This window comes from Nitratireductor sp. XY-223 (assembly GCF_004959855.1).
Classification (GTDB): domain Bacteria; phylum Pseudomonadota; class Alphaproteobacteria; order Rhizobiales; family Rhizobiaceae; genus Hoeflea_A.
Genome location: NZ_SPNT01000014.1, coordinates 21,670 through 37,872, shown reverse-complemented (window position 1 = coordinate 37,872; position 16,203 = coordinate 21,670). Strand labels below are relative to the sequence as shown.

Here is a 16,203-nt window from a genome sequence, read left to right as displayed (position 1 = left end):
CGGCAGTTGGATTGCTCCGTGCGCCCAGACACATGAAGATGTATTCCGCTCGTCCAATATCATTGATTTTGTTACTGGTAACGCTTGCAGTGCCGGTGTTGTTGTTCAGTTTCCTTTCTGTGAGAATAGTCGAGCCTAAGCTCATTTCTGAGTTTGAGGCGCAAACCAGAAACGCAGCCGTTAGCTTGCACAGACAAATTGGTCGGGCCGTTTCTGCCTTCGGAGGCATAGATGCGCTTCGGGAGGTCGAGCCGGTGCTTGATCGAGTCAGGTCGTTTGTACCGGGATTCAGCTTACTCGCCTTGACAGATCAGAACGGCACCATACTGCACATGTCTGCAGGAGATAATGCTGCGGTGCGCGGTGCGCTTCTTTCACCCAGTCCGGCCCCGGATTGGTGTGTCACTGGAGGCTCTACAAAGATCGACCAAAGCGCCAAAGACTTATTGGTAACCAAGTTTCCCCTTTGCAATGGGAATCGACTTGAAGGTTTTTTGCACGCCGGGATCAATGTCGAAAAATTGGGGGCTTTAAAGAGGGACTTGTGGATCGATACTGCTGTTGTGACGATTGCGCTTATTCTGTTGATCGTCGAAATATTGATCCTGATTTTCGCAGCTTATATTATCCGCCCGATATGGGCGATCGACTTCTTGACCGCCCGCCTGCGAGACCGGGACCTGCGGTTTATATTGCAAGGCAGCAGACGTGGTATAATCCGGCAAATCAACGGCATAATGACTCACGCCTCGGCTTCTTTGAAATCGGCCACTGACCGACGTCTTCCCGGACCGGGAGGGCCGCGCGCATTGCACATGCCGGCGGTCAGCTATATTCGACTGCCGCTGTTTTTGTTCTTTCTTTCGGAAGCGCTTATGCGCCCTATACTTCCACGGTTTCTGGGTGAGAATTTCGGGTTGCCGGATGGCGACCAGCACCTTCTAATCGGTATACTCATGTCGGGCTTCATGGTGGCGTCATTGCTTTCTGTTCTAATCGGTTCCATCTATTCGGAACGGCGCCGCGGGCCAAGATGGATATTTTTGTGCGGAGCGATCATTGCCGGCTGCGGCATGTATGGTCACATCATCGCCGGGGATTTCGCGTCGGTCTTCTTGTTTAGGGTGATGACTGGTTTTGGATATGGACTCGTCTATGCGGCAGCGCAGGTATATATCGCACAGCATACGGATTCCGGACAGCGGACTGCCGGATTCTCGATATTCCTTGCGGTGATTGTTGCTGCAGAAATCTGCGGCCCGGCGGTCGGTGGGTTGGTCACTGACCGGTTCGGTGAGGAGCGGGTTGTCCAAGCCGCAACGTTTGTGATCGCACTCGCCGCATTATTATGTGTGCTGTTATTACCGCGTTTCCCGCCCGATATAACGGATCCGAATTCGGTGCCCAACGAAAAGGATGGGCTTGCCGTCGATGGTGCGCGAAATCAGTTGATGGACGGGTGGCGTTCGCATTGGAACATGTTTCTGGAAGTTCTTTCGAATACGCGTTTTGTCGTGGTGCTCGTCTGTTTTGCAATTCCGGCCAAGGCTTTGCTGACAGGAGGCCTGTTTCTCCTCATTCCGCTGACAGTCTTTTCAACTGGCGGTGCAGCCATAGAAAGCGCCCGCGTGCTTATGGCATACGGAATTGCAATTCTGCTTTTGTTGCCTGTACTGGCGCCGCTGGCCGATCGGTGGCGGGGCTTTGGCATTTGGGTCGCGACAGGCGGCATGGCGGCTGGTTTGGGATTCGTTCTTCCAAATGTGTGGAATGTCTTTGGGTCCGAAGGATTGACGGTTCTGCTCTTTGGCACAATTCTGTTCGGATTCGGTCAAACCCTTTCCATCCCGACCCAGGTCAGCTTCATTCTCCGGGTGGCGGATCCACAGGTTGCCCAATTCGGAATGGGACCCGTGCTGGGTTTGTACCGTTTCGTTGAGCGGCTAGGCTCCCTGGCCGGCCCGCTTGTTGCAGGCATGCTGCTCATAATATACCCGCCTGCTGCGGCATTGATGTGGATGGGCCTTGGTGCCATCGCATTGGCCGCAATTGGGTTGAGTTGGTTCTTGGCCTTTGGTAACCGGAATGAAAATGAAGCGATTGATGCCTTGCTTGTCGAGACTTGATTTGCGTGCATGTGCCCCTCGCAGATACCCAAAATGTCCCGGTAGCCGTCCGCGGTCATGCCAAGACGTTGCGAACCCCACCGGCCCAGCTCCGCTTCATGACGATGCCGTCGGGGTAGACATATAAGGATGCGTGCATTCGCTCTGCGGCGTTCATCCGGCAGTCACGGGCATGCAGGGTCGGTGGAGGAGGCTTCGCACCCGCCCGCGCTCTATCGCAATGACCGCCCCAGCCAGCACCGGAAACACTTTTTTCAGGCGGTTTCGCGAACACCTTTGCCACTGGTGTATTGCTCAACACCTCAACCGGAATGGAAACCATGCCCGCCGGGACGCAATCCCTGTCGTATCATCATGTGGCGCCGCTTCCCATCCCACAACTACGGGCGGTGCTGTCCGGGGTAAATTTTGCCGATTGCGCCGGGCGCAATGTTCCGGCCCGCTTCCCTCCAGTCGCGGGCCGGTTTCTTGACGAGGCCTTTGTACAGGAAAACCGGATGAGGCGAACGATTGGCGGCGGCGATGACAATCGCGCTCATGATGGCAACGGGGACCCATGCGATTTCGGGGCTGCAACAAAATCATCGAAGCCATTGGCCGGCAGGTCGCGCACCGCATTGAGGGCGATGATTGTCGCCGGGGGACTCGCGGCAGGCGCCGCGCATGGGGAAGAAACCATTCATGCCGATTTCGATTTGGCAACAATCAATGAAAACACCCCCATCGTTTTAATTGTCAAAGATAGGGTCACAGATGGTTGCTGGCTGACGGCGCCAGCCGCTGAAACAAAAATCAAGCGTGAACTGATAGAAGCCGGTTTCGACGAAATAGATAGTAGTTACGAGATGCATGAATTTGATGAGGCCCGAATGATCTTATCCGACGGAATTTATATATATGCAGACGTTTTTGGCCATGCGATCACCACTTACGGATGCGCCGTTGTCACTGCTATCGACGTTTCTAAACATACCTTTTCAAAACGACATTATGCGGGAAAGTATTGGTCCGTTTATGAAGTGAAAGAATTACACGGCAACGCAATATTGTTAACGGGTGAAAAATCCGACATGTCTTCCCGTATAAATTCTAGCTTAGAAAGTGCCATTGACGCATTCATCGTTGCAATACACGAAGCAAAACGACAACTCACCGAAGAAGTCTCAGAGGCGGACGTTAAGGACGAATACAAGGTTGAGCTTCTCAACGCCGCGCGGCCGCTCAAATGAAATGACCGCCTTCATGCCATCAGCCGGCCATCAGAAGAGCTACGGCCAGCAACCCGAGCACGGCCCAGAAAATGAGCTCAGATCCGCAAGGCTGCGGGCCTCAAAGTCGGCTGCTTCGCTACGGGTTGCATACGCCCTGGAGTTCCATGCCAATTTGGGGTTTGTTCCCCGTGTGCTTTCAACGTCGCCGCGCCTGTGTTGAGCGACACGGTTTTTGACCGAGTAAGTGTGGCCAACGTAATGTCCGGAGTCGGTTTTAAGAACATAGACGAAATACTTGCGGTTCGGGTGTTCGGCATCGCGCGATGCCTGCCCTTGCAGCCGCTCCGGTTCGTGCCAGGAGGTCTTTCTTCCGCGCCGAACAAATTTCCGCCGGGACCGGAAAGCCGTCATTCGAGCCGCTCGCAACTTCTATAACGCAATTTTGGCGGAACCTTGTCCGTGGTATTTGCAAACTCATAGTAACCGCCAACATCGTTCCGGGGAGATACTGAAACCAAAACGCTCATTATTCCCATCGGTCCAATGCCAATACAGGTTAAGCCCCCTTACATGGAACCGAGTTTCAATTTCCAATCGTCCGTTCACCGCGATCGTGCCCGATCCGGCTTCGTGATCGGCGGTGACCGTTACGGTTCCCGAATGACCGAAGCCGCCATCGCATTTCCATGTTTCCGCGCCGGCCGGAGCAGCCAGCATCACGCTGGCAAAAAGGGCCGCCGCGGCGCACAGAAAATTGAGAACATTCCATCCTTCACGCATCTTCCTCACGCTGCTCAACCTTGGGATCCCGGGCCCGGCGGGGCGATCTCCGCTACGTCCGCGACGTAGCGCACCGCCTCCGGAAAGGAGAGCCCGTCGAGTTCCTCCGCTACGTCCGCGACGTAGCGCACCGCCTCCGGAAAGGAGAGCTCGTCGAGCTCGGTCAGAAAGCGGAAATGGTCGCCCGACACGCCGCAGCCGAAACAGTGGTAGCGGCCCTTGCGGTCCTCGCAGTGAAAGCTCGGCGTCTTTTCGCCGTGGAACGGGCAGCAGGCCCACCAGTCGCCGCGCGAAATGTTGGTCTTGCGCTTGTCCCATGAGACGCGCTTGCCGATGATGTCCGAAATCGGCACACGATCGCGCAGCTCGTTAAGGAAGGACCTCTCAAACCGCATCACGGCATTCCACTCCTGTTACATTCCTTGACTGCCAAACTGCAGAGTAGATTCCGACATCATGTCTGTCGTCTATTGTTTCATGCCCTCCAGCGAGTCCTGCGGGGCCACTTTCGCAACGTTCCATTGTGCTGGGCCCCGATGGCCGCCCGGTGAAATCCGTCCATCCCGGTGCTTCGGACCCGTCCATTGCCTCCCATGATGCGCACGGGCCGCCATCGAAACGGCAAGTGCCGGGCCGGTTCGCACCCGCAAGGCGCCCTGCCACGACGCACCCCGGAAACAGGGTCATGTGCTGATCTTTTTGCCGCTGCATTTAGGATACCGTACACACCCGAAAAATTCGGCATATGGGCCATCGCGGTGCACAAGCCAGCCGTCGCCGCATTCCGGACAGGTAGAATACGCGGCTCCGCAGGAACAGATCTTGGTCTCAAGGCTGCTGTCGCCGGCCGCCGGCAGGTCATTGCCGCAGGCACCGCAGCTTGGCAGCCATTGATCGCAAAGCGGTCGGTGCTCGCAATGAAAATACGGCCGGCCGTTCCTGCCGTTCTTCTTCAATATACGGCCGCCGCATGCGCCGCACTGCATGTCGGCGACGCCGGGGTCGCCGGTTTCGATGGTCCCGTACTGCGGATCATCGGCCAGTTCGCGAACGAATACGGAAGGCTTTGTTCGATCCGCCAGAATCGTGACCGATTTGCGCGCCCTTGTAAGCGCCACGTAGAACAGGCGGCGTTCCTCGGCGTGGTCGAAGTTCTCGGGTTCGGGAAGGACCAGGTCGAGCAGCGGGTCATCGACGATTTCCGAGGGAAACCCCATGGTTCCGGCTTCCGCCTTGAGGATGATGACGTGGTCCGCCTCGAGCCCCTTGGAACGATGCACGGTCTTGAATGTGACGGACAGATTCGGGAATTCCGCCTCCGTGGTCTCGATGTTCGGCGGTCTCCGCGCGTTGTAGCGGCCAAGGAGAAGGACGCTTGCCTGACCGCATGCGGCGGCGGAGAGTTCCGCAAGGCTGGCCCTCAGCGCGGCGGCGTCCTGTCCGTACTCATGCAAGGCCAGTCTGATGGCGGGCGTGTCGGTGCCGGCCGCCGCGACAACCTGCTTTTTGATCTGTGACGGATTGCGAAGGACAAAGCGCCTCGCGGGCAGTGCAATCCTGTCCACGCTGCGAAAGGTCCGCCCCAGGTCAATCATGCTGTGGACACCGCGTTCGGAGCCCATGGACCCGCCGAATTCCTTGCCGAAGTCATGCATGAGGCGGATGTCCGAGCCGGCGAAGCGGAAGATCGACTGCCAGTCATCGCCGACCGCAAACAGCCGCGCATCCGCATGCTGTGCCTTCAGGGCGCGCAGAAGCCGCGCCCGTCCTTCCGAAATGTCCTGGAACTCGTCGACGACAAGATGCCGAAAGGGGCTTTGATAGCGGCCCGCCTCGACATGGCCGGCCGCACGAGTGATCATGTCTTCGAAGTCGATCTGGTCGCCCAGGCGCTCCTCATAGGCGGACAACACCTTCTCGAATATTTTCAGGAACGCGCGATTGCGGGCCCCGGCTTGCCCTGGTGCGCACCTGGAACGGCACTGGTCGAGCGACGCGCCTGAACCCTTGAAGTGGCGCAGGAACGTTGCGAGCGTTTGCGTAAAGGCATCGATCTGGCCCAGTTCCGACAGTCTTTCGAAGAGCTGATCTTCCGGGACAGGCTTCGGCTCGACATAAAGGGCGAGCTTTTGCCGGAGTGCTTCAAGCAGCCGGCCCTCCACATTTTCGAAGCTGTAGGTCTGGACGAGGATTGTTCCGTTGTCACGGTGCACCTTCCGCTTCCATTCCATTTCCTCAAGGTACCGTTCCCGGTCGACTTGGGGGGCGGTCTCCAGGCGGATGGACCCGTCCGGCGCGCAACTATTTCGAACCCCGAAGTGTTCGATGTAGACACCGCTCTGCGTGAGCCGGAAATCCGGCCTGTAGGTGCCGCGGGCATCGGCCGGTAAAGGGTATTCCGGTTCGTACTCGTGCTCGATGCCGTTCCGGTAGAGCCAGTTGGATATCAGCAACTCCTCAAAGCTCTTTACCCGGTAGCCCGCGAGCGAGCGCAATTCATGCGCCCTTACCCACTGATAATATTCCGCAAGTGTCCTGAAATCCCACGCGCTTGCGTAGGGCAGCAAGAGTCCGCCAAACCAGTCCAGAAGCAGGCCGCCCATAGCCGCTTTCTTCGCGACATCGTTGACCAGTATGTCGCGCAACAACGCGCGCAGCCCCTTGTCATCGCTCGCATGGGCCGCCAGCGGGGGTGCACGGCCTTCGACCTCGCGTATGATCCTGTTGCCAAGCGCGTGAAAGGTCAGCGCGTCGACGGCGGCGCCGGAGTGCCGCCTGATGCGGTCCGTCATTTCGGCGGCGGCGTCCTTGCCAAAGGCAAGCAGGAGAATTTCCTCCGGCTTGCGAATCCCCCTTTCGATCAGATAGGCCGCCTTGGAAACGATGACGCCGGTCTTTCCGGAACCCGCGCCTGCAAGGACGAGCGTGGCGTCCTCGTCGGTGACGACCGCGCGCCGTTGTTCGGGCGTCAGCGGGTTCCGCTCGATAGTGTCGAAGAATGCACGCATCTCTCCGATTTCGCCTTTCACGAACACCTCGACCGCCGCCCGCCGCGCCCGCCCTGGATCGGCGGCAAACGCAACGACCTCGCGCAGAAGTTCCCGCTGACTTTCCGGCAGTGATCCGGCATGGATCGGAAGCACGTTGGCGGCTTCAACGGCCGTTTCGACAAACGGATTGAACAAACAGGCTGCCGGATAACGGTCTGGCTGCTTGAGACGATCGATCACCGGTGCCAGGGCGAGCAACTGTTCGACCGACCGCGCATGCGCCTTGCCGGCGAGGGCGAAGCCGCGCGGAGAGACCGGCCTGCAACGCTCCGCAACCTCCGCATCCCGGCGGCGGATGAAATTCGAAAGCACAAGCGCATCCGCAAGCATGGATCCGAGCAATGCCAAACCGATCATGAGCGTTGTTGTATTGACCGGCGTTTTGCCCGTTTCCCGGCCTTCCCGCACCCTGCCTTGCGGTCCGGGCATACGCGGCGCCGCGACTTCTCCGATGCCTTCATCGCTGCTTTGCGGCGTGTTGAGACGCGGCGACTTCTGCAGCAAGGGCTGCCGGTCCGGGTTGGCTTCGTATCTTTGTTTTTCGGGTTTCCGCGGCGTCGGTGCCTCGAGCCTGTTGTCCAGCAGGAGTCTTGTCGTTGTCGAGTCCGGCTGACCCGTCACCGGAATTCCGTTCGCTTCCTGGAATGCAGCTATTGCCGCGCGCGTCCTCGGCCCCTCCAACCCGTCCACCGGTCCTGCGTCATATCCATAAGCGTTGAGCTGGATCTGGATCTGTCGAACCTGCGCAGACTGCGCCTGAGATTTCTCCGGCGCGACCGCATAAAGACCGGCCAATATCAGGATAATCCGCACCAAAATCCCGATACTGCGAAAATACCCAACCATCTTGCCCTGAAGTAATAGGCCTCCAGGCAACCATTCGCTGCTATGGTTTGCATGCGAACCGCGATAAACAACAAGGCCCTTTCGCAGCGGTCTTGGCGTCTCACCCGACTCTGGTGGCGCATAGGACCTCCGCCGCCACGGTCACAAGCGCCAGCCGCGCATGAAGAAGCCATTGGAAGTGATATCGCGGCAGCCTTTATGCGCGTTCGCTATGATAACGATACGCGAACCAACACCGGAAACCGAATATGCCTACCGCCCGGGATCGATTGCCGTGTTCCGGAATCGAGCCTTCGCGGCGCGCTCAGGGCCGGTTGAGGTCGGTGAGACGTCAGCCTGACTGCGGACCAGATAATGTCGCAGGCGGGCACGGACAGAAAACATTGGGGTTGGGGCAGATAGCCGAAGTGGTCTTGAAATGCATGGAAACGAAATTTCCCCCGAGCGCCTTCGTCTGGCCGTGATGTGCAACCATGCTTCGTTTCCCTGCGACACCGATTGGCGAAGGCAGCAGCATGAGGCGCGACGACCTTACCTTCCATGGCAAATATTCCGGAACGGCACACGACCGGATTGTTGTTGGAGAACCGCCGATTCAACGCGTGCGCCCGCAGCGCGTTTCGAAGCTCATCGCAAGGGGTGGCAGCCGTTGCGCGGATTGTGGATGGCGGCTTGCGGAAGGCCGACATGATTCGGGGGCGGGCATGACCGGCGGGTCTCGCATCATGGGGCGCGCGGTCTTTGGCACCGCACGCGACCTCGTGATGCAGGGAAACGGTGTGCTTGCGAATACGCCGGTGGCCGCGTTCGAGTTCGATGCCGGTCGAAGGCGAAGCGGGCTCCTGGACCGAATGAGGCAAGACGAAATCGCTCTGTTCTTCCGCCGTCTCGACAATGGGAATGGCGCCGGGCATGTCAATCTGGTCGGAATGCTGGCACCGTGCCGGGACGCCCATAACCGGGCGGGCTTCATGGGCGCCGGCATCGCGCTTGAACCCGACCCGCACAAACCACGCCCGCAATTCGCCGACTGGTCCGCGCTTTTGCCCGAATTGAATGAACTGATGAATGCGGTATTCGCGCTTCGCAGCCCGGAGACCGGCGTGCTTTCGTGGCGGCGCGTTCTTGGTCCCTTGCCGGATGACCGACCCACATCCTGGCGTACAGCCAACGGGGGTACACTGCTATTGCATGCCGACGAAAGCACCGGCGACGATGACATCGTGCCGTCCTTGCAGGCAATGGCCTTCCGGCACGGTGCGCACCATGCAACGATGCTGGTCTGCGGCGCGGCGATGACGTGCGCCATACCGCTCTCGGCAAGTGTGGTGCGGGACGCGCTCAGGGCTTTCCGTAAAGCCCGCATGGCCGCCCGACGGCAACCGGAACCCGCCAGGCACGACCCGCACAATGGCTTGCGGGCGGCACGCCCGAAGGTGCCGGAGCCCGTTGGAGCTCTGCAGTGCGAGGTGGAGGCCGTGCGGAACGAGGCGGATGTCTTGCGGGTGCGCGCCTTGCGGGCCCCGGACGAAACATCCGCCGGCAGATACATTCCATGGATCGTCATCGAGGTTGTGACAGCCTTGGTCCTGTTTGCCGCCATAGCCGCCGCGATGCTTAACGTCAGCGATGACGTCGCGCCGGATGTCAACCGACAGGACCCGCCGGTCATGGAAGTGCCGCAAGACTGACCAGCGGCGCGCAGGTGGACCGGAGAGCCGCAGCCGTGCTCGAGACGCAGAACCGGGCGGGTTCCGCAAGCCGGGCCGACGTCGTCGGTTCATACGGGCTGCCGGGCGAACCCGCGCATACGACAGGCCCCTCCCGGGCGTGGCCCGCATTCTATTCCATCGTCAGCGAACCGGTTGGAATTCATAGCCTCCCGAAATCGATTTGCTACGCGACCTTACAGCTCATGCGGCCGCGCCGTTGCTGCAAGGTCATCAGATGCAGATATGGCCGTCAAGGAATACGACCAGCTATCAAAACCTTTATCCCCCGGAGGCCGCGTATGTGGCAGGCGAAATGCTGGCCGCCGCAATAGCATTATGAACGCGCCAAAGTGCCGGAGGCGGATCAGCCACTGAGGGAAAGATGATGATGGGTAGTTTTTCGTTAGTACATTGGTTAGTGGTGATGATCGTCTTCTTCACTTTTTTCGCCTTTGTCTTTGTAATCCTCCGCCTCTTGTGGCGGCTGGGTGACCGGAAGGACCGCACGTGATGCTCGCGGTATCCGCCCGTAACGTGAGCGCGAACCCGGGAAGATGCGACAGGATGCAGGCGCGGGAGGTCATTCCGCCGCCCTGTCACGCCGCCCGGCACAACGATCGGGCGGCGCCGGGAACTGGAACTGGCAAAGGCGCGACAGCGTCAGGTCCAGGCGTCGCATACGTCGTCCGCATCGCAGGAGGAAACTGGCTTTGACAATGTACCCCTCTCTGGTCAAGAAAATCAGACATGCTGTGCTGGCCGCCGCGTTAATGGCCGACGCGACTGGAGGCGCGGTGATGGCGGACTGGATAACCGAGGGAATGGCCAGGACTCGCGGGCTTGACACGGCGGAGAGAGAATTGCCGGACGGTGGCACGTCGAAGACCGGCCGCATCCCGGTCGCCGAGCCGCAGATTGTCCGACAAACAGATCGACGAACTCATCGAGCAACAGGTGAACTTCAAGTGACAGACCGTGTTGACCGCTCCACAGACTTGATAAAAGCAGAGATCGCCCGCGAACGCCTAATATTACAGATATTTGGATTAACTTTTGTTACGATCTTCTTTGCCTTTGTCTTTGTAATCCTCCGCCTCTTGTGGCGGCTGGGTGACCGGAAGGACCGCACGTGATGCTCGCGGTATCCGCCCGTAACGTGAGCGCGAACCCGGGAAGATGCGACAGGATGCAGGCGCGGGAGGTCATTCCGCCGCCCTGTCACGCCGCCCGGCACAACGATCGGGCGGCGCCGGGAACTGGAACTGGCAAAGGCGCGACAGCGTCAGGTCCAGGCGTCGCATACGTCGTCCGCATCGCAGGAGGAAACTGGCTTTGACAATGTACCCCTCTCTGGTCAAGAAAATCAGACATGCTGTGCTGGCCGCCGCGTTAATGATCGACGCGACTGTGGTTGTCGCGGAGGCGAAAGCCGACATCCTGAAACAGTTATTCGGCAAAGACCTTCCGCCGCCCCGGGTGTGGCCCGGCGATGGCGGACTGTGTGACCGAGACGCTGGACAGGGTCCTGGGACCGCAAGGGGACGGGCGGAAGCTGGGACGTTCGCTGAAGACCGGGCGCATACGCATCGCCGAGCCGCCGGTCTACGAAACGCCGTCCGGCATAAGCCTGCGCGCTCCGCTCGATGTGCCGCCCGTGCCGCCGACCGAAGATGACCTGGAGGAAGGGAAGGCGTATCGTCAGTCTGTCGAACAAGCGGCGGGCACCGTCACGGTCCCGTATGCCCGCCGAATGCACGTCGCAGCATAGCAATAATCCCTCCGTATCGACCAGCATATGGCGCTTGCGCCCTTTCACTTTCTTGCCCGCATCATAGCCGACATCGCCCCTGGCGTTCGTTCCGGTCTTGACCGACTGGCTGTCGATGATAGCCGCGCTTGGTTGCGGCTCGCGGCCTTCCAAGTCGCGGCAGTCGATGTGCAGTGCATCGTGAATGCGGTCCCAGGGACGTTCTGACATGATCGAGCCGAGCGAAAGGGGTCCAGGGTCCTCGGTGAATCACACCTTCCCTTTTCGCTCAACCGTCAATTCCCGAATCGCCTCTTAGGTCGAGAGCAAGTCTATTCCAGAGGCCCGCCGGTTTGCGCCACCCACCTTGCAAGCGGTGGCGTATCGAGAGATGCGCCGCTGCGGTCGGCTTCAAGAAGCGAGGAGTTTGCACCGAAACTGAATTTCAAACCGGCAAAAATGACATGTTCGTTGATTGTGTCTGCCTCGGTTGGCTGGTTGTAGTGCGAATACTCATAGCGCACGAAACCCGACAAACCGTTATCCATGAACTGATGATCCAGCCCTACACCAAGCGTATACAAATCGACGGAGTCGATATCGTTGTCCATGATCCCGTCCGCATAGGCAAAAGAACCGTCCAGCCTTGTTTTCGGCGTGAAGAAATAGCGTGCCGCAATGCGTGCGAACCAGGCGTCGGTGATTGAGTCCTCGCCGAGATCGTCATCGCCTCCGGTGCCATCGAGATAACCACCCTGCAGGTAGATTGTTGCCGTGTCGCCGACAAAATACTGAGCTTCGCCGCCAACAAAATAACGGTTCGAGCTATCCGTGGCATCATTGTCCTGATCGGTGGCCAGATACCCGCCAAATGCACCGATCAGTCCCATATCATTGCGGTAAGCCACATGTCCGGTGGTGGTGATGCTGTCTTTATAGGAATCATCTGCGCTGCCGACATTTGTTGCCTCGCCTGCCAAATCGCCTTGTATCATCCAGTTGCCTGCGAAGTTGATGCCGAGCTTTATGCCTCCCCCGATGGACTGATAATCTACATCCTCCGCAGCCTCAACTGCACTTCCGGAAAGGTGGAAATGGCTTCCATAAATCTCAGCCTCGCCGAAAAAAGCCGGTCTGCTGCGTTCAACAAATTCTTCAGTGGTGATCGTTTCACTATCAATCAAATCGGCGGCCAAAACATTGCTGCTGAAAACAAGCGCGGGGATCAACCCAGCGCTGCGAGCAAATATCATTGTTTTCATATCAAAAACCTTACCAACCAATTCGCCTCCCACAACATAAATCAGCGCCGGGTTGTGGGGTCAATTCTACGTTGTCAGGGAAGTGGACGCTGTTCTGCCACTGTGTGATGAAAAACGGCCATTGTGGCCGAAAAGCAACATCTTTGCATCCGCGAGTGAAAGGGTCCGAGACAACGTGATCCTCCGTTTGTTGCCAGGTGCCCGATACCTGGAAGGCCAGCCGGTGAAACTGGGCTGCCCGCTCGACGGTAAAATTCTCCGCGGCAGGATGGAAACAATACCCCCTTGAGTGCACGGACCGTGTATTTGTCAAGCTGCGGTACGCAAAGCAAAGGCACGCATTCCGTTCCGGCGCCTAAATTCTCATACGCCGGGCGGTAGGCTTGGCTCACCGCCCTTTGCCAAGCTTTCTGTGCGACAGCCTAGCGGGGTGGCGTATCGCGGCCCAGGAGCCGTTGTGCTTCTGGGCCTTTCTGTATTTAAGCGCTCCGGTTTACGCGTCGGCACCATAAGGGAGAATGCGGCAGTGGTTGTAAGCCATGTTTCAGCGGCGCCCACTACACGGGACACAGATGAGATGTTTGCCTGGCAAACCATTATGCCGCACATGAAATCACGTTACACGAAAGGAAAATTGATTGCATTGGTCGCTGTGTGCGTTTTGCCGGTTGGGTGCACCGCTCCAAAACCTCTTGTGATTTCCGACCTTCAAACGGACAAAGTTGTTATCCAGGCGGACAAGGATGAAGGTACAGAAACAGTGCGCGCCAAAGCCAGAGAGGGATGTGCCATTCACAATCGCGAACCGCTCTATTTAAGCACGCAGCAGAAATGCAATGGCACCATATGCCAGACTTACGCCAATATAGGCTTCACGTCATGTAGCCCAACCGACTGCGTAAATGAACACCTGTTTGCTTGTGTCCAATGACTGTCTCATTCGCAAGAGCGAAGACGCAAACTCGAATGACCAGCGGGCTCGGCTTTGGAATCTCGATGACTTCATTCGAGATGTACGAGCACGTGCAAACGATAGCCCGGCAGGTTCGCAGTGATCTTGATTTCAGGAAACGTTCCGGCTCCGTTGGACAATAACCATGGCATTGAGCTACCGTCAAACCGAACTCATTTTGGGGATGCTGCAGCGCGGAGACCGACAACATGACATCGCCGCGTATTTTGGCGTCAATGCTGGCAGGATAGCGGAAATCGCTGGCGGGCAATTACCATACCCGTCTGCCAGGCCCAAAGACGAAGCTGAATAACCACCATCGGGGCCATACTTGACAAAATTCGACCTCCAATCGGTCATTCGTACCGTAAATAAAGCGGTCGAGGCTCTTGAGTTGGCCGAGGCAGAAGAGAATGTCGAGGATGTCAAGGCGGCACTTGTATTGGCGAAGGAGACGCTAATCGCGAAAATTGACCAGCTGGAGGAGGCATAGAGGTATCGGATATGCGGCGCGATGATGACTATATTCGGCAAATGCACTTGGTGGTAGCTCGACTTTGCAAGGACGCGCTTGTGTGCTTCTTCTATCGCAAACACCGGGTTTCAAATCGATTCTGCGGGGTTCGTAGACATCATTTCAATCAAGCGCGTAATTTTGCTCTCGAATGCGTTCTCTCGTCGGATCGGAGGCCGCTTCCACCTCTGTGATTTGCCTCGCAATGCGGTGTGTGGCCGGCGCCAGTTGTACAGCTCAACGACGGAACGCCCACGGGACCAGCGATGAGATGCAGACGCCGCAATGGCAGGCGCTGCCCGCCGAGATGCGTCAATCCGTGACGAGGCTGATGATCAGCCTGATCCTGAACCACATCGACGGCGAGCCCGTCGTACAGCGGGAGGGCACGGATCCATGATGCATGAGAAGATCAGGCCACACCATCTGGAGCGCAAAGCCATCCTGTATGTCCGGCAGTCGTCTGCTCATCACATCTGAGGCAGACCACCAGCGAGTTGCGCTGGTCAGAAAGCGTCACCTTAAAATCTCTTGTAAGTGCTAATTGACAAATGGACGCAAAGCACAAGTAAACATTTGCTGCGGCCCGCCTTCCCAATCCCAACTGCAGCCAAGAACGATATATCTCAAGCGGGTGACAAAAGTGTATTTTTCAAAAGGCGATATATGTTGGCACGCCCAAGTATAGTAAACGCCTTCATAGAGACCAAAACCACAGGTACCATTCGATTCCATGCAGGTCCAATTTTTCAAGTCGACAATCAGGCAGTTTTTGTAAGTACTTACAACAAAATCTTTTGTAATTTGTACAGAACCGTGCCTTAAACGTACCTCCAAAACACCAAGAGGGACCTGCCGAGAAAATCCAATTATGTCTTTGTTTCCAATATCAGATGGTTCAGAAGTTGCATACAGTCGGATCACATTGCGATCAAACGAAATGTCAAAATTAGCGAATATCAGCCAAACAAGAAAAAGTATAGATAAATAATTTGCAATTGATCTGAAGAATTTCAATGCATATCTCTGATTGTTTGATCGTGCGCTTTGATGATCGCACGTCAGAGGCTGCATAATTTGCCACATTTCCATACGCCTTCGGATCAGCGCCTTCACATCGCCGAAAATCAAGCCTGACCAAAGATCAGATACTGATCTGGAACGGGGCTGTGCGGTACAGAAGAATGGTGGGTTTTGGGGACGCCTGCGGCGCGACAATCAAGATGAAGACCGCGCACATCAATAATGTCTGTGTCGCCGTCGCCGATAAAACTGGCACGAATTATCTGGGCCGTCCTGCGCCAACAACAAGAGGAGTTCTACTCTCCGCCCCATCGAACCGCTCAATCCACCCCGGAAATCGCAAGCTCAATGATGGACCGCCAGGGCAACCCTGACCGGAAATCACGCCGTGTTTTCGCACCGGCTCCATGAAGCCTCCAATGTGTTTGGCGCTACCCCATTATGGCCAGGTCACAGGCCGGATACATGCCCGCATGCCAACGTGATCGAAAAGGCTTGCAATGAGAGGGAGGTCCATACATGCGAAGGACATTTGACACCGCCTGGTTGATGAACTTGCCAACGTTTTCCCAGTTTTTCCATCGGACATGATGAAAGTGTCGTCGCTCTTGTCGGTGCCTACCATCCCTGTGGGCCAGGTTGCAGCATCAAAAGACATGATTGTGCGGTAATCATCCCGTTCGGAATGGGAACAAAGCACGGAGGACAGCCGAAACAGTTCCTTGCCCAAGTTATTCAACAGCGTTTGATTTGCGCTTGTCTGATTGCTTCCTTCTCACCCTTTAATCGGGCAATCTGCGGGGCGATATTGTCGCCGCTTAAGGATGATACCGGCAAGCCAATCAGTATGACGCCGACGACATCATTCACCCGGGCTTTCTCCTGCTGTTGCGAAGCCGTGGCAAGAGCACCTTCCAGGTGCAACGCTTCCTGGCTAAGCTGGTTTCATGTCCAGCCCGAATAATTGACCGCGGACACAT

The 16,203-nt window shown here is 57.3% G+C and carries 14 protein-coding genes and 2 pseudogenes; 9 read left to right on the top strand and 7 right to left on the bottom strand.

Annotation, left to right across the window (positions count from 1 at the left end; genetic code table 11):
• Positions 1–32 precede the first annotated feature (32 nt).
• Together E4M07_RS25835 and E4M07_RS25830 are read left to right on the top strand one after the other, a co-directional pair.
• Positions 33–2,126, top strand: a complete 2,094-nt coding sequence (locus E4M07_RS25835; RefSeq protein ID WP_136661311.1) for an MFS transporter — start codon at positions 33–35, stop codon at positions 2,124–2,126.
• 320 nt (positions 2,127–2,446) lie between these two features.
• Complete coding sequence (locus tag E4M07_RS25830) at positions 2,447–3,355, top strand: hypothetical protein (RefSeq protein WP_136661310.1); 909 nt, start codon at positions 2,447–2,449, stop codon at positions 3,353–3,355.
• Between the two features lie 456 nt (positions 3,356–3,811).
• On the opposite strand, the gene E4M07_RS25825 is transcribed toward E4M07_RS25830, so the two are convergent.
• From E4M07_RS25825 to E4M07_RS25815, 3 genes and pseudogenes are all read right to left on the bottom strand, one after another.
• On the bottom strand, positions 3,812–4,135 hold the full coding sequence (locus E4M07_RS25825) for a hypothetical protein (RefSeq protein WP_136661309.1): 324 nt from the start codon (positions 4,133–4,135) through the stop codon (positions 3,812–3,814).
• Between the two features lie 89 nt (positions 4,136–4,224).
• A pseudogene (locus tag E4M07_RS25820) lies at positions 4,225–4,512 on the bottom strand (CHC2 zinc finger domain-containing protein); the annotation flags it as partial.
• A 288-nt stretch (positions 4,513–4,800) separates the two neighbouring features.
• Positions 4,801–7,980 (bottom strand): UvrD-helicase domain-containing protein, encoded by a 3,180-nt coding sequence (locus E4M07_RS25815; protein WP_206057401.1) that lies wholly within the window; start codon positions 7,978–7,980, stop codon positions 4,801–4,803.
• 737 nt (positions 7,981–8,717) lie between these two features.
• On the opposite strand from E4M07_RS25815, the gene E4M07_RS25810 reads away from it, so the two are divergent.
• The 3 genes from E4M07_RS25810 to E4M07_RS29655 all read left to right on the top strand — a co-directional run bounded on the left by E4M07_RS25810 (position 8,718) and on the right by E4M07_RS29655 (position 11,493).
• Positions 8,718–9,704 carry a hypothetical protein gene (locus E4M07_RS25810; RefSeq protein ID WP_136661307.1) on the top strand — a complete coding sequence of 329 codons (987 nt, stop codon included), beginning with the start codon at positions 8,718–8,720 and terminating at the stop codon, positions 9,702–9,704.
• Positions 9,705–10,435: 731 nt separating this feature from the next.
• The gene (locus E4M07_RS25805) at positions 10,436–10,858 is read left to right on the top strand and encodes a hypothetical protein (RefSeq protein ID WP_169054399.1); all 423 of its coding nucleotides are present in this window, start codon (positions 10,436–10,438) and stop codon (positions 10,856–10,858) included.
• 368 nt (positions 10,859–11,226) lie between these two features.
• Positions 11,227–11,493 (top strand): hypothetical protein, encoded by a 267-nt coding sequence (locus E4M07_RS29655; RefSeq protein ID WP_246660619.1) that lies wholly within the window; start codon positions 11,227–11,229, stop codon positions 11,491–11,493.
• Here E4M07_RS29655 and E4M07_RS29650 read toward each other — a convergent pair.
• Positions 11,446–11,688 (bottom strand): annotated as a pseudogene (locus E4M07_RS29650) (transposase); the annotation flags it as partial. The gene E4M07_RS29655 and the pseudogene E4M07_RS29650 overlap by 48 nt on opposite strands.
• Positions 11,689–11,804: 116 nt before the next feature.
• Entirely contained in the window at positions 11,805–12,755 is a 951-nt protein-coding gene (locus tag E4M07_RS25795; RefSeq protein WP_136661304.1) for a hypothetical protein, read from the bottom strand.
• Positions 12,756–13,191: 436 nt separating this feature from the next.
• Here E4M07_RS25795 and E4M07_RS25790 point away from each other — a divergent pair, with 436 nt between their 5' ends.
• The 4 genes from E4M07_RS25790 (at position 13,192) to E4M07_RS29920 (ending at position 14,600) form a co-directional block, all read left to right on the top strand.
• Positions 13,192–13,665, top strand: coding sequence for a hypothetical protein (locus tag E4M07_RS25790; protein ID WP_136661303.1), 474 nt, complete (start codon positions 13,192–13,194; stop codon positions 13,663–13,665).
• 166 nt (positions 13,666–13,831) lie between these two features.
• Entirely contained in the window at positions 13,832–13,999 is a 168-nt protein-coding gene (locus tag E4M07_RS29200; RefSeq protein WP_169054394.1) for a hypothetical protein, read from the top strand.
• 18 nt (positions 14,000–14,017) lie between these two features.
• On the top strand, positions 14,018–14,179 hold the full coding sequence (locus E4M07_RS29195; protein ID WP_169054398.1) for a hypothetical protein: 162 nt from the start codon (positions 14,018–14,020) through the stop codon (positions 14,177–14,179).
• Positions 14,180–14,471: 292 nt separating this feature from the next.
• Positions 14,472–14,600: a hypothetical protein gene (locus tag E4M07_RS29920; RefSeq protein ID WP_281405001.1), complete on the top strand. Its 129-nt coding sequence runs from the start codon at positions 14,472–14,474 to the stop codon at positions 14,598–14,600.
• Between the two features lie 140 nt (positions 14,601–14,740).
• Here E4M07_RS29920 and E4M07_RS25775 read toward each other — a convergent pair whose 3' ends face one another.
• Together E4M07_RS25775 and E4M07_RS29915 are read right to left on the bottom strand one after the other, a co-directional pair.
• Positions 14,741–15,217 (bottom strand): hypothetical protein, encoded by a 477-nt coding sequence (locus E4M07_RS25775; protein ID WP_136661301.1) that lies wholly within the window; start codon positions 15,215–15,217, stop codon positions 14,741–14,743.
• A gap of 741 nt (positions 15,218–15,958) precedes the next feature.
• Positions 15,959–16,093 carry a hypothetical protein gene (locus tag E4M07_RS29915; protein WP_281405000.1) on the bottom strand — a complete coding sequence of 45 codons (135 nt, stop codon included), beginning with the start codon at positions 16,091–16,093 and terminating at the stop codon, positions 15,959–15,961.
• Positions 16,094–16,203 lie beyond the last annotated feature (110 nt).